The organism is Klebsiella sp. 141153 (genome assembly GCF_032601995.1).
Classification (GTDB): Bacteria; Pseudomonadota; Gammaproteobacteria; order Enterobacterales; family Enterobacteriaceae; genus Klebsiella; species Klebsiella aerogenes.
In genome coordinates, this window is sequence record NZ_JAQIRJ010000006.1 from 179,873 (window position 1) to 193,102 (window position 13,230).

Below are 13,230 nucleotides of genomic sequence, written 5' to 3' on the forward strand. Positions count from 1 at the left end.
TACGATGATTAGTCGCATTATGTTACATAAAAATACGCTTCTTTGCGCTGGACTTAGCGCCGCTTTTTTGTTCGCTCATGCCCCGGTTGCTCATGCAGCCGTTGTCGCTTCCATGAAACCCCTTGGCTTTATCGCTTCCGCCATCGCCGATGGCGTGACGGATACCCAGGTTTTACTGCCTGATGGTGCTTCCGAGCATGATTATTCCCTGCGTCCATCGGATGTAAAACGCTTACAGAACGCAGACTTAGTCGTATGGATTGGTCCAGAAATGGAAGCCTTTATGGACAAGTCAACGCAAAGCATTGCGGAGCAGAAAAAGGTCACCATCGCCCAGTTGGATGGGGTGAAACCGTTGCTCATGAAAGGGACGGATGATGACGATGACGAACATGGTCACGAACATGCTAATGGCGAAAAAAGTGACGGCGATCACCATCACGGCATTTACAATATGCATCTGTGGCTATCCCCAGAGATAGCGCGGCTCTCAGCGGTTGCAATCCACGATAAATTATTGGAACTTATGCCGCAGAGTCGAGCCAAACTTGACGCCAACCTGAAGGAATTTGAGGCAAAATTAGCCGCAACCGACAAACAGGTGAGTAACGAGCTGGCGCCGGTGAAAGGTAAGGGGTATTTCGTTTTTCATGATGCCTATGGCTACTACGAAAAACATTACGGTTTGACCTCGTTGGGGCATTTTACCGTCAACCCTGAAATCCAGCCTGGTGCGCAGCGTTTACACGAAATAAGAACACAGTTGGTTGAGCAGAAAGCGACTTGCGTTTTTGCTGAGCCACAATTCAGGCCAGCGGTTATCGAAGCTGTTGCCAGGGGGACCTCCGTGCGCATGGGAACCCTGGATCCACTTGGAATCGGAATTAAGCTGGGTAAAGACAGTTACCCGCAGTTCCTGAGCCAGTTGGGGCATCAGTATTCAAGCTGCCTGAAAGGAGATTAACGAGGAAGTGAATACGTGCAACAGATAGCCCGCGCTGTCACTCAGGCATTCAACAACTTGCCGCGACCCCATCGCGTTATGCTGGGGTCGTTGAGCGTCCTGACTTTAGCGGTCGCCGTCTGGCGGCCCTACATCTACCACCCGGAATCAGCCCCGATCGTCAGAACGATTGAGCTGGAAAAAAGCGAAATCCGCTCTCTGCTGCCGGAAGCCTCTGAACCGATCGATCAGGCGCCGCAGGAAGAAGAAGCTATCCCGCAGGATGAGCTCGACGATAAATCCGATAGCGACTCCGGCGGCCATGAATATGTGGTTTCCACCGGCGATACGCTGAGCAGTATTCTTAATCAGTACGGTATTGATATGGGCGATATCGCTCAACTCTCCTCTGCTGATAAAGAGCTGCGCAACCTTAAAATTGGTCAACAGCTCTCCTGGACGCTGACCGCCGATGGCGACCTGCAAAGCCTGACGTGGGAGATGTCGCGCCGCGAGACGCGTACCTATAACCGCGTCGCCAATGGCTTTAAAATGAGCAGCGAGCTGCAGAAAGGGGATTGGGTCAACAATGTCCTGAAAGGTACCGTTGGCGCCAGCTTCGTCTCCAGCGCCCGTGATGCTGGCCTTACCAGTACGGAAATCAGCGCGGTCATCAAAGCGATGCAGTGGCAGATGGACTTCCGTAAGCTGAAAAAAGGTGATGAATTCTCGGTCCTGATGTCGCGTGAAATGCTTGATGGCAAGCGCGAGCAGAGCCAGCTGTTGGGCGTGCGTTTACGTTCCGATGGCAAAGATTATTACGCGATCCGTGCTGAAGATGGCAAATTCTACGATCGCAATGGTACGGGTCTGGCGAAAGGCTTCCTGCGCTTCCCGACCTCGCGTCAGTTCCGCGTGTCGTCTAACTTCAACCCGCGTCGCCTGAATCCGGTGACCGGGCGCGTCGCGCCGCATCGCGGCGTTGACTTCGCTATGCCGCAGGGCACGCCGGTGCTTTCCGTCGGCGATGGTGAAGTGGTGGTGGCGAAACGCAGCGGCGCGGCAGGTTACTATGTCGCCGTGCGTCATGGCCGCACCTATACCACCCGCTATATGCACCTGCGTAAGCTGCTGGTGAAACCGGGGCAGAAAGTGAAACGCGGTGATCGTATCGCGCTGTCGGGCAACACCGGGCGTTCTACTGGCCCGCACCTGCACTATGAAGTCTGGATCAACCAGCAGGCGGTTAACCCGCTGACGGCGAAACTGCCGCGTACCGAAGGTTTAACCGGTTCCGACCGTACGGATTACCTGGCGCAGGCCAAAGAGGTTATCCCACAGCTGCGCTTTGATTAGTCTGAATTATCTTCACTGAAAGCCGGCGCCTGATATGCGCCGGCTTTTTCTTTTGTGCGATGAGTGACGTGTCGCTAAACTAAGCCATTATCTTTATTGATTAAGCAGAACTTCTGCGGACCGGGCATGGAAACGAAAAAAAATAACATTGAATTTATCCCCAAATTTGAGAAATCTTTTTTACTGCCGCGCTACTGGGGCGCGTGGCTGGGCGTTTTCGCCTTCGCCGGAATCGCGCTGACGCCTCCCTCTTTCCGCGACCCTATTCTCGGAAAACTCGGGCGTTTTGTCGGCCGTCTGGCAAAAAGCTCCCGCCGTCGGGCGCAGATTAACCTGCTGTACTGCTTCCCGGAAAAAAGCGAACAAGAGCGTGAAGCTATCATCGATGCGATGTATATGTCTGCTCCGCAGGCAATGGTGATGATGGCCGAACTCGGCATGCGCGATCCGCAGCGCGTGATGTCCCGCGTTGACTGGCAAGGGAAAGAGATCATTGACGAGATGCACCGTAATAATGAAAAGGTCATCTTTTTAGTGCCGCACGCTTGGGGCGTGGATATTCCGGCGATGCTGATGGCTTCAGGCGGGCAAAAAATGGCCGCGATGTTCCATAACCAGGGTAATCCGGTATTTGACTACGTCTGGAACACCGTACGCCGTCGTTTTGGCGGGCGGATGCACGCGCGTAACGATGGTATCAAGCCGTTTATTCAATCGGTGCGCCAGGGCTACTGGGGCTATTATCTGCCCGACCAGGATCACGGCGCCGAGCACAGCGAATTTGTTGATTTCTTCGCGACTTATAAAGCGACTCTTCCGGCGATTGGCCGTCTGATGAAAGTCTGCCGCGCGCGCGTAGTGCCGCTATTTCCGGTGTATGACGGTAAAACGCATCGCCTGACGGTACTGGTGCGCCCGCCGATGGACGACCTGCTGGAAGCCGATGACACGACGATTGCGCGCCGTATGAACGAAGAGGTTGAGATTTTCGTCAGGCCGCACACCGAACAGTATACCTGGATCCTGAAACTGCTGAAGACGCGTAAGCCGGGTGAAACTGAGCCTTATAAGCGCAAAGAACTGTTTCCGAAGAAGTAAGCTGTATGCTGCGCTGAGCAGGGCTACGGCGCCTGCATTTACCAGACCGTAGGCCGGATAAGGCGCAGCCGCCATCCGGCGCAAAAGCGGCTCCTTATCCGCGGATATTGCCCGGCGGCGCTGCGCTTGCGCGGGCCTACAAAACATTTCCGTATGCTACCATCGCCGGCATGTTGTGATGCCTGTATTTACCAGGATAACAAGCATAAAAAAGCCTCCGTAAGGAGGCTTTCCTGTCTCTGAAGATGATTACTCAACGGTCAGGATACGGGTGGTGTTGGTGCTACCGATGGTGCTCATCACGTCGCCCTGGGTGACGACCACCAGGTCGCCGGAGACCAGATAGCCTTTATCACGCAGCAGGTTAACCGCGTCGTGCGCGGCGGCAACGCCGTCGTTATGGCTGTCGAAATGTACCGGCGTCACGCCACGATAGAGCGCTGTCAGGTTCAGAGTACGCTCGTGACGGGAGAGGGCGAAAATCGGCAGGCCGGAACTGATACGCGAAGTCATCAGTGCGGTGCGGCCGGACTCGGTCATGGTGATAATCGCGGTAATGCCTTTCAGGTGGTTGGCCGCATACATCGCCGACATGGCAATCGCTTCTTCGACGTTGTCGAACTGGACGTCAAGACGGTGTTTAGAAACGTTGAGGCTTGGGATCTTCTCCGCGCCCAGGCACACGCGCGCCATCGCGGCAACGGTTTCTGACGGATACTGGCCGGCAGCGGTTTCTGCGGACAGCATTACGGCATCGGTACCGTCCAGCACGGCGTTCGCTACGTCCATAACTTCCGCGCGGGTCGGCATCGGATTGGTGATCATCGATTCCATCATCTGCGTGGCGGTGATGACCGAGCGGTTAAGCTGGCGAGCGCGGCGGATCAGCGCTTTCTGGATACCCACCAGTTCCGGATCGCCGATTTCCACACCGAGATCGCCGCGAGCAACCATCACCACATCGGAGGCGAGAATAACGTCGTCCATGGCATCCTGGTCGCAGACCGCTTCCGCACGCTCGACTTTAGCGACGATTTTCGCATCGCAGCCAGCGTCGCGGGCCAGACGGCGAGCATAGTTCAGGTCTTCGCCGCAGCGCGGGAAGGAGACCGCCAGGTAATCAACGCCAATTTTTGCGGCGGTAATGATATCGGCTTTGTCTTTATCGGTTAGCGCTTCAGCAGACAGCCCGCCGCCGAGTTTGTTGATACCTTTATTGTTAGATAGCGGGCCGCCAACGGTAACTTCGGTGAACACTTTCATCCCTTGTACTTCCAGGACCTTCAGCTGCACGCGACCATCGTCGAGCAGCAGGATATCGCCTGGAACGACGTCCGCCGGCAGGCCTTTATAGTCGATGCCGACTTTTTCTTTATCGCCTTCGCCTTTGCCGAGGTTGGCGTCGAGCAGGAATTTGTCGCCGATGTTAAGGAAAATTTTGCCTTCTTTGAAGGTAGAGACGCGGATTTTCGGCCCCTGCAGGTCGCCGAGAATTGCTACGTGACGGCCCAGTTTTGCTGCAATTTCACGGACTTTGTCTGCGCGGAGCTGGTGATCTTCCGGGGTACCGTGAGAGAAGTTCATGCGTACGACGTTAGCACCCGCGGCGATAACCTTTTCGAGGTTGTTATCGCGGTCAGTTGCCGGGCCTAAGGTCGTTACGATTTTGGTTCTGCGAAGCCTTCTGGACATGTAATACTCCGTTGACTGAAACAACTTTGGTGTTGCGTGAACATGGATTCGGTAGCGCCGAATCCGCTAATCGGCGGAACTGCTACGCTGCCGGGACATAATTGGTCTCTGACTTATAATGACTATTATTGTTTATCACTACTACTGAGTAGTTCTTTATCAAAGCGCGATTCCTTGAGCGCTTCCTTGACCCTCTTCAAGTTATCTCTGAATTTTGCTCCGCGGCGCAGGGTGAAGCCAGTCGCCAGCACATCAATTACCGTGAGCTGGGCCAGACGCGACACCATTGGCATATAAATATCGGTGTCTTCCGGGACGTCCAGAGTAATGGCCAGCGTCGACTCCCGCGCCAGCGGGGTGCCGGCTGAAGTAATGGCAATGACCATGGCATCGTTTTCACGCGCCAGTTGCGCCAGTTCAACCAGGCTTTTGGTGCGCCCGGTGTGTGAAATGATGACCACCACGTCATCATCGTTACAATTCATACAGCTCATGCGCTGCAGGACAATATCGTCGGAGTAGATGACCGGGACGTTAAAACGGAAAAATTTATTCATTGCGTCATGCGCGACGGCGGCTGAGGACCCCAGACCGAAGAAGGAGATTTTCTTCGCCTGGGTAAGCAGATCGACTGCCCGGTTGACCGCCGACATATCCAGCGCATGATGTACCTGATCGAGGCTGGCCATCGCAGATTCGAAAATTTTCGCCGTATAGGATTCGACGCTGTCGTCTTCATCGACATTACGGTTAACATAGAGGGTACCGTGTGCCAGACTTTGTGCCAGATGCAGTTTAAAATCGGGGAAACCCCGGGTTTCAAGACTGCGACAAAATCGGTTTACGGTCGGCTCGCTGACGCCGGCTTCCAGCGCCAGGGCCGCTATGCTTGAGTGAATGGCCTGCGCCGGGGTGGCAAGAATGACTTCCGCCACTTTGCGTTCAGATTTGCTAAGGTTTTCCAGTCGGGACTGGATTTTTTCCAGCATGTTCATTGTTAACAGGCGCTCATCAATGGAAACGATTTCATTAATGGGTGAAATCATCAGGCGTTTTAGCAAGAATATACCCCTCCGCAATCAGAAGCGGTGAGGAATAACGAGAAAAAATGTCGTTTTTTTTCATTACATGATCAGAGTCGTATTTTACTAACTGAAAACCAGACGAAACAACGAACATTCTTAGCCTGATGCCCAATTTGTCGGCGAACGCTTTTCCTCTATGTGCGGTAACGTCGGGAAAGCACCGCTAAGGGTTTCAGGAAATTCGTAAACACAGTACAGTGCAGCGTAAGAAAATTACAAATTTAGCCTGGCATAAGCACCAGACTATCAACTGAGGAGAATGACATGGCGGTAACGCAAACGGCCCAGGCATGCGATCTGGTCATTTTCGGCGCGAAAGGTGACCTCGCGCGCCGTAAACTGTTGCCTTCCCTGTATCAGCTTGAAAAGGCTGGCCAGATTAACCCTGAAACCCGCATCATCGGCGTTGGTCGCGCCGATTGGGATAAAGACGCTTACACCAAAGTAGTGCGTGAAGCGTTAGAAACCTTCATGAAAGAGAAAATCGACGAAGGTTTATGGGATACCCTGAGCGGTCGTCTGGACTTCTGTAATCTTGATGTCAACGATACCAGCGGCTTCACCCGTCTGGGCGAAATGCTGGATCAGGAAAACCGGGTCACCATTAACTACTTCGCGATGCCGCCAAGCACTTTCGGCGCCATCTGCAAAGGCCTGGGCGAAGCGAAGCTGAATGCCAAACCCGCGCGGGTGGTGATGGAAAAACCGCTCGGTACCTCGCTGGAAACCTCCCGGGAAATCAATGACCAGGTGGGTGAGTATTTCGAAGAGTGCCAGGTTTACCGTATCGACCATTACCTGGGTAAAGAGACGGTACTGAACCTGTTGGCGCTGCGCTTTGCTAACTCCCTGTTCGTCAATAACTGGGACTGCCGCACCATTGACCACGTTGAAATCACCGTGGCGGAAGAAGTGGGTATCGAAGGCCGCTGGGGTTATTTCGATCAAGCCGGGCAGATGCGCGACATGATCCAGAACCATCTGCTGCAGATCCTGTGCATGATCGCCATGTCGCCGCCGTCGGATCTGACTGCCGACAGCATCCGCGATGAAAAAGTAAAAGTGCTGAAATCGCTGCGCCGAATCGATCGCTCGAACGTGCGTGAGAAAACCGTCCGCGGTCAATACACCGCCGGGTTTGCGCAAGGCAAAAAAGTACCGGGCTATCTGGAAGAAGAGGGCGCTAACAAATCCAGTAATACGGAGACCTTTGTGGCCATCCGCGTGGATATCGATAACTGGCGCTGGGCTGGGGTTCCGTTCTACCTGCGTACCGGTAAACGTCTGCCGACCAAATGTTCCGAAGTGGTGGTTTACTTCAAAACTCCGGAACTGAACCTGTTCAAAGAGACCTGGCAGGAGCTGCCGCAGAACAAACTAACCATTCGTCTGCAGCCGGATGAAGGTGTTGATATTCAGGTGCTTAACAAAGTTCCAGGCCTCGATCACAAGCATAATCTGCAGATCACCAAACTGGATCTGAGCTACTCCGAGACCTTCAATCAAACTCACCTGGCGGATGCCTACGAACGCCTGCTGTTGGAAACCATGCGCGGTATCCAGGCGCTGTTCGTGCGTCGCGATGAAGTGGAAGAAGCGTGGAAGTGGGTTGACTCCATTACCGGCGCATGGGCGGCCGACGGCGACGCGCCGAAGCCTTACCAGGCAGGTACCTGGGGCCCGGTGGCGTCGGTGGCGATGATCACCCGCGATGGCCGTTCCTGGAACGAATTCGAGTAAGTGTATCGTTAATCCGGGAGAGTTATTTTACCGGTAACATGATCTGGCGCAGTCTGGCGCATAATTTTTAATCTTTTAAGCCCCGGGAGGATTCACCCCCGGGGCTTTTTTTATTACACTGCCTGTAGACATTTTGCCCCTGAGCCCCAGTGGTGGTGCCATTTACACCATTCTTCGACGTCATCGCGCGGTGGCCGGACAGATAAATTTTGAGGAGCCTCTATGAATTCGACAATGTTACGGGTAACAAATCGCATTATCGAACGGTCGCGCGAAACCCGCTCAGCCTACCTCGCACGGATTAATCAAGCCAAAAGCGATACCGTCCATCGCTCGCAGTTGGCCTGCGGTAACCTGGCGCACGGTTTTGCTGCCTGTCAGTCAGAAGATAAAGCGTCGCTGAAGAGCATGTTGCGCAACAACATCGCCATTATCACCTCCTACAACGATATGTTGTCCGCCCACCAGCCTTATGAACATTATCCGGATATCATTCGCAAAGCCTTGCACTCCGCCAATGCGGTAGGGCAAGTGGCCGGCGGCGTACCGGCAATGTGTGACGGCGTGACGCAGGGTCAGGATGGCATGGAGCTGTCGCTGCTGAGCCGCGAAGTGATTGCCATGTCCGCCGCCATCGGCCTGTCGCATAACATGTTCGACGGCGCATTGTATCTTGGCGTATGCGATAAAATTGTTCCCGGTCTGACCATGGCGGCGCTCTCCTTCGGTCATCTGCCGTCGGTATTTATTCCATCCGGCCCGATGGCCAGCGGTCTGCCGAATAAAGAGAAAGTGCGTATTCGTCAGCTGTATGCCGAAGGTAAGGTTGACCGTATGGCGCTGCTTGAATCCGAAGCCGCCTCTTATCATGCGCCGGGCACCTGTACCTTCTACGGTACCGCCAACACCAACCAGATGGTGGTTGAGTTCATGGGTATGCAGCTGCCAGGTTCCTCGTTTGTTCACCCGGACGCTCCGCTGCGCGAAGCGCTGACCAGCGCCGCCGCGCGTCAGGTGACGCGCATGACCGGCAACGGCAATGAGTGGATGCCGCTGGGTAAAATGATTGACGAAAAAGTGGTGGTCAACGGTATCGTTGCGCTGCTGGCGACCGGCGGCTCCACCAACCATACGATGCACCTGGTAGCGATGGCGCGCGCGGCGGGCATTATCATTAACTGGGATGATTTCTCCGATCTTTCTGATGTGGTGCCGCTGCTGGCGCGTCTGTATCCAAACGGTCCGGCGGACATTAACCACTTCCAGGCGGCAGGCGGCGTGCCGGTACTGGTGCGCGAGCTGCTAAAAGGCGGATTGCTGCATGAAGATGTCAACACGGTTGCCGGCTTCGGCCTGTCCCGTTACACCATGGAACCATGGCTGAATAACGGCGAACTGGACTGGCGTGAAGGGGCGACCGCGCCGCTTGACGATCAGGTCATTGCTACCTTCGAGAAACCGTTCTCCCGCCATGGCGGTACCAAAGTGCTGAGCGGTAACCTCGGTCGTGCGGTAATGAAGACCTCCGCGGTGCCCGTTGAGAACCAGATTATCGAAGCGCCAGCGGTCGTCTTTGAGAGCCAGCACGACGTACTGCCGGCGTTTGAAGCGGGACTGTTGGATAAAGATTGCGTAGTCGTTGTACGCCATCAGGGGCCGAAAGCGAACGGCATGCCAGAATTACATAAACTTATGCCGCCACTTGGTGTATTATTGGACCGCCGTTTCAAAATTGCGCTGGTCACCGATGGTCGACTTTCCGGCGCATCAGGCAAGGTACCGTCAGCCATCCATGTTACTCCTGAAGCCTACGATGGCGGCTTGCTGGCGAAAGTTCGCGATGGCGACATGATTCGCGTTAACGGGCAGACCGGCGAGTTGACCCTGCTGGTCGATGAAGCCGAACTGGCCGCCCGCCAGCCGCATATTCCTGACCTGAGCAGTTCGCGGGTCGGTACCGGCCGCGAGATGTTCGGCGCGCTGCGCGAGAAGCTCTCCGGAGCCGAGCAGGGCGCAACCTGCATCACTTTTTAAGACGATTCGATTTGTAGATCTGGCGAGAGAAAACTCTGATGAAAAACTGGAAAACAACTGCAGAAGCAATCCTGACTAACGGCCCGGTCGTACCGGTTATCGTGGTGAAAAAGCTGGAACACGCGGTGCCGATGGCGAAAGCGCTGGTTGCAGGCGGCGTACGCGTTCTGGAAGTCACGTTGCGCACCGAGTGCGCGCTGGAAGCTATCCGCGCTATCGCCAAAGAAGTGCCGGAGGCGATTGTCGGCGCCGGCACCGTGACCAACGTTGAGCAACTGAAAGCCGTAACTGAAGCAGGCGCGCAGTTCGCTATTAGCCCGGGCCTGACCGAGTCCCTACTGAAAGCGGCGACCGGCGAAGGTACTATCCCGCTGATCCCGGGGATCAGCACCGTTTCCGAACTGATGCTGGGCATGCAGTATGGTCTGAAAGAATTCAAATTCTTCCCGGCGGAAGCGAACGGCGGCGTGAAAGCGCTGCAGGCGATTGCGGGTCCGTTCGGTCACATTCGTTTCTGCCCGACTGGCGGTATCTCTCCGGCGAACTATCGCGATTACCTGGCGCTGAACAGCGTGCTGTGTATCGGCGGTTCCTGGCTGGTTCCGGCCGACGCGCTGGAGGCTGGCGATTACGAGCGTATCACTAAGCTGGCTCGTGAAGCGGTAGAAGGCGCGAAATAATTTCTGCGCCTTAAATGACAGAAGCCCGGCCCGCGTGAGCGACCGGGCTTTTTTTTATCCCTTCACGACAACCGCGGCGGCAGCGTTTTTGGCGCGGCTGATGGCTTCATCGACGTTGTCAGCAACCGCCAGCGTAACGCCCAGGCGACGCGCGCCGGCGATTTCCGGTTTGCCGAACAGCCGCAACTGCAGACCCGCGCCAACGGCGGCATGCAGATTGCCAAAGGTCACATTCTCACTGGTTAGCTGCGGTAAAATCACCGCCGATGCCGCTGGGCCATACTGGCGGATGGCGCCGATCGGCAGGCCAAGGAAGGCGCGAACGTGCAGGGCGAATTCCGATAGATCCTGCGAGATCAGAGTGACCATGCCGGTATCGTGTGGGCGAGGGGAGACTTCGCTGAAGATAACCTCATCGCCGCAAACGAACAATTCAACGCCGAAGAGCCCATATCCACCCAGCGCCAGCACCACTTTGCGGGCGATCTCCTGCGCGCGTTGCAGCGCGAGATCGCTCATCTGCTGCGGCTGCCAGGATTCACGGTAGTCGCCATCTTCCTGACGATGGCCTACCGGGGCGCAAAAGTGGACGCCGTCGACGGCGCTGACGGTGAGCAGCGTAATTTCAAAATCAAAATTTACCACCCCTTCGACGATGACGCGTCCGGCGCCTGCGCGCCCGCCCTGTTGGGCGTATTGCCAGGCGGCGCTGAGCTGGTCAGCCGAGCGGATAAAGCTTTGGCCTTTACCCGAGGAACTCATTACCGGCTTAACGATACAAGGCAGACCAATTTCGGCGACGGCGGCGCGGAACCCTTCTTCACTGTCGGCAAAACGATAGGCAGAGGTGGGGATCTGCAGTTCTTCTGCCGCCAGCCGGCGAATGCCTTCGCGATTCATGGTGAGTTTCGCGGCCCGCGCGGTTGGCACCACTTTTTGCCCGGCTTGTTCAAGTTCAACCAGAGTGTCGGTGGCAATGGCTTCGATCTCCGGCACGATATAATCTGGCCTTTCTAAGGCGATCAGTTCACGCAGCGCGTCGCCGTGCAGCATGTTGATGACGTGCGAACGATGGGCCACCTGCATCGCCGGCGCATCGGGATAGCGGTCGACGGCGATGGTTTCAATACCCAGCCGCTGGCATTCAATGGCGACTTCTTTTCCGAGCTCGCCGGAACCTAACAACATTACCTTCGTGGCCGCGGGGCGCAGCGCGGTACCTAATAAAGTCATAACCTACTCTCAGCGTAAACAGAACATGCCGCGCATTATAAACGAAAACGTTTGCGTCTGTCTTTATACGCGTAAGTTGAGAACGGCGGCGAAATTTGATATACTGTATATAAATACAGCATAAAGAGGCTGCACAATGGCGGTTGAAATCAAATACGTCGTGATCCGTGAAGGTGAGGAAAAAATGTCTTTTGCCAGCAAAAAAGAGGCCGATGCTTACGACAAAATGCTCGATTTGGCTGAGGTGCTCAATGACTGGCTGGTCGCGTGCCCGCTGGAATTAGATGAAGCTCAGCGTGACAATATGTCGATGTGGCTGGCCGAGCGCAAAGACGCCTTACACCACATTCTGAAGTCAGGGAAATTGCCGGAAGCAGAAGATCATGCTGAGGCGGCGGCAGAAATGCCGGAGTCTGCGCCTACAGAGGACGAGGCTCAGACTGGTGCCGCTGAAGAAGGCGCCGCGAAAAAGCCGCGCAAAGCAAAGGCCGCCTGATAACCGGGCGCAACGGAAATTTTCGCATCTTTAGCCAGCCATAACATTTCCTGACGTCTCGTCGTTTAGGCTGATGGCATCGCATCTCGCGCTATGAGGAATGTTATGGCTAACTGGCTTAATCAACTTCAGTCCCTGCTGGGTCAGCAGGGCGATTCCGTTTCCGCTGAAAAGTCTTCATCCGCTAAAAACCTGCTGCCCGGCGCATTGGGCGGCCTTGCGGGTTTGTTGGTCGCCAGCAAATCATCGCGCAAGCTGCTGGCGAAATATGGCACTGGCGCGCTGCTGGTTGGCGGCGGCGCGGTGGCAGGCAGCGTGCTGTGGAATAAATATCAGCAAAAAATGTGCGGTCAGCAGGCGGATATCGCAATGCAGACATCCACCGCGGTTGCCCAGGAACCGGTTGTGCTTGATGCGCGCAGCGAGCGGCTGATTACCGCGCTAGTCTTTGCCGCCAAAAGCGACGGTCATATTGACGAACGTGAACGTCAGCATATAGAAGAGCAGTTGCGCGCGGCGAACATCGACGTGCAGGGCCGAGTGTTGATCGACAGGGTTTTAACCCAGCCGCTCGACCCGCAGCGGCTGGCGCAAAGCGTGCGCGATGGGCAAGAAGCGCTGGAAATCTACTACCTCAGCTGCGCGGTAATTGATATCGACCATTTTATGGAGCGCAGCTATCTGGATGCGCTCGGCGATGCGCTCAAGCTGCCTGAGGACGTTCGTCAGGAGATAGAACGCGATGTTCAGGCGCAAAAGCAGGCGCTTGATTCTTAAAAGAGAGCATTTCGCTTGCATCGCTGGCCACTTTTGCCACCCTTATAGACACGACATCGTTCAGGGCGCTCGGCGCCCTGAGTGATTTTGTGATTC

At 55.4% G+C, this 13,230-nt stretch carries 10 protein-coding genes and 1 pseudogene; 8 read left to right on the forward strand and 3 right to left on the reverse strand.

What is annotated here, in order from left to right; genetic code table 11:
- The first annotated feature begins 19 nt into the window (after positions 1-19).
- From znuA to lpxM, 3 genes are all read left to right on the forward strand, one after another.
- A complete protein-coding gene (gene znuA / locus PGS10_RS14000; protein ID WP_045390494.1) occupies positions 20-964 on the forward strand; it encodes a zinc ABC transporter substrate-binding protein ZnuA in 945 nt (314 codons plus the stop codon).
- A gap of 15 nt (positions 965-979) precedes the next feature.
- Positions 980-2,299, forward strand: a complete 1,320-nt coding sequence (mepM, locus tag PGS10_RS14005; RefSeq protein ID WP_045376156.1) for a murein DD-endopeptidase MepM — start codon at positions 980-982, stop codon at positions 2,297-2,299.
- Between the two features lie 126 nt (positions 2,300-2,425).
- Positions 2,426-3,397 carry a lauroyl-Kdo(2)-lipid IV(A) myristoyltransferase gene (lpxM, locus tag PGS10_RS14010; protein ID WP_045390317.1) on the forward strand — a complete coding sequence of 324 codons (972 nt, stop codon included), beginning with the start codon at positions 2,426-2,428 and terminating at the stop codon, positions 3,395-3,397.
- A 249-nt stretch (positions 3,398-3,646) separates the two neighbouring features.
- Here the strand turns inward: lpxM and pyk are convergent, their stop codons facing one another.
- A complete protein-coding gene (gene pyk / locus PGS10_RS14015) occupies positions 3,647-5,089 on the reverse strand; it encodes a pyruvate kinase (protein ID WP_045390319.1) in 1,443 nt (480 codons plus the stop codon).
- Positions 5,090-5,214: 125 nt separating this feature from the next.
- Positions 5,215-6,119 (reverse strand): annotated as a pseudogene (locus tag PGS10_RS14020) (MurR/RpiR family transcriptional regulator).
- A 319-nt stretch (positions 6,120-6,438) separates the two neighbouring features.
- On the opposite strand from PGS10_RS14020, the gene zwf reads away from it, so the two are divergent.
- The 3 genes from zwf (at position 6,439) to PGS10_RS14035 (ending at position 10,628) form a co-directional block, all read left to right on the forward strand.
- The gene (zwf, locus tag PGS10_RS14025) at positions 6,439-7,914 is read left to right on the forward strand and encodes a glucose-6-phosphate dehydrogenase (protein ID WP_045390321.1); all 1,476 of its coding nucleotides are present in this window, start codon (positions 6,439-6,441) and stop codon (positions 7,912-7,914) included.
- 222 nt (positions 7,915-8,136) lie between these two features.
- Positions 8,137-9,948 carry a phosphogluconate dehydratase gene (gene edd, locus PGS10_RS14030; RefSeq protein WP_047066814.1) on the forward strand — a complete coding sequence of 604 codons (1,812 nt, stop codon included), beginning with the start codon at positions 8,137-8,139 and terminating at the stop codon, positions 9,946-9,948.
- A gap of 38 nt (positions 9,949-9,986) precedes the next feature.
- Entirely contained in the window at positions 9,987-10,628 is a 642-nt protein-coding gene (locus PGS10_RS14035; protein WP_047045340.1) for a bifunctional 4-hydroxy-2-oxoglutarate aldolase/2-dehydro-3-deoxy-phosphogluconate aldolase, read from the forward strand.
- Positions 10,629-10,682: 54 nt separating this feature from the next.
- On the opposite strand, the gene purT is transcribed toward PGS10_RS14035, so the two are convergent.
- Positions 10,683-11,861, reverse strand: a complete 1,179-nt coding sequence (gene purT, locus PGS10_RS14040) for a formate-dependent phosphoribosylglycinamide formyltransferase (RefSeq protein WP_045390325.1) — start codon at positions 11,859-11,861, stop codon at positions 10,683-10,685.
- Positions 11,862-11,997: 136 nt separating this feature from the next.
- Here purT and PGS10_RS14045 point away from each other — a divergent pair, with 136 nt between their 5' ends.
- Both PGS10_RS14045 and PGS10_RS14050 read left to right on the forward strand, forming a co-directional pair.
- Positions 11,998-12,357 (forward strand): YebG family protein, encoded by a 360-nt coding sequence (locus tag PGS10_RS14045; RefSeq protein ID WP_316423108.1) that lies wholly within the window; start codon positions 11,998-12,000, stop codon positions 12,355-12,357.
- Positions 12,358-12,462: 105 nt separating this feature from the next.
- A complete protein-coding gene (locus PGS10_RS14050; protein WP_316423109.1) occupies positions 12,463-13,134 on the forward strand; it encodes a tellurite resistance TerB family protein in 672 nt (223 codons plus the stop codon).
- Positions 13,135-13,230 lie beyond the last annotated feature (96 nt).